General features: G+C 59.7%; 1 protein-coding gene. It reads left to right on the top strand.

The annotated features are described in order from the left end of the window. Positions 1 to 572, top strand: a 572-nt coding sequence (locus X965_RS19655; RefSeq protein ID WP_036419867.1) for a conjugative transfer relaxase/helicase TraI domain-containing protein, incomplete at its 5' end; no start/stop codon positions are given. Between the last annotated feature and the right edge of the window lie 96 nt (positions 573 to 668).

The raw sequence follows: 668 nt of genomic DNA on the forward strand, positions 1-668 counted from the left end.
CCGGGCAGGAACATCGTCTTGTCGGTCGTGAGGAAGCCGCCTGGATGGTACTGCAGCGCGGCAGCAACGGGGAAACGCGGATTGCGGAGAGTATGACAGAGGCGCTGGCACAGCTTAAACAGACCCCGGACAGCGGTGTGGTTGTCCGGCTGCAGCCGGAGGAGCCGGTGAACGCGGCGGTGATGCGAAAAATGACCGGCGGGCTTCCGGCTGACCTCAGTGCGCCGGACACACTCCGTGCCGGTGTCCCGGCAGCGGATGACCCGCTGACCCTGAAAACAGCGGAGGAGCAGCGCCATGAGGCCGAACTGAAAGCGGCCGCATTACCGGAAAAAGCAGATACCGTCCGTGATGCGTCGCAGGACACCCGTCTGGACGCGGAAATCAGCCGTGAACAGCAGCGTCTGCAGTCACAGGAAAACGCGCATGACCGGAAAGCGGCCGTCAGCCTCGATGACATGCTCCGGCAGGAACAGTTACACCGTGTGCGGCAGACAGAACAACTGCAGCAGGCTGAGAAAGATATCGTCAGAGAAAAAGAGATTGTGAGAGAAAAAGAAATCGGGGAATAACCCGGTGAATCCCGCCCGTTCCCGGAAAACACCGCCAGCCTTACTGTTCAGTCAGTTACCCTGTTTTCCGGGCACAAATCAGTCAGAACGTGATCC

Source organism: Morganella sp. EGD-HP17 (assembly GCF_000512315.2).
Classification (GTDB): domain Bacteria; phylum Pseudomonadota; class Gammaproteobacteria; order Enterobacterales; family Enterobacteriaceae; genus Morganella; species Morganella morganii.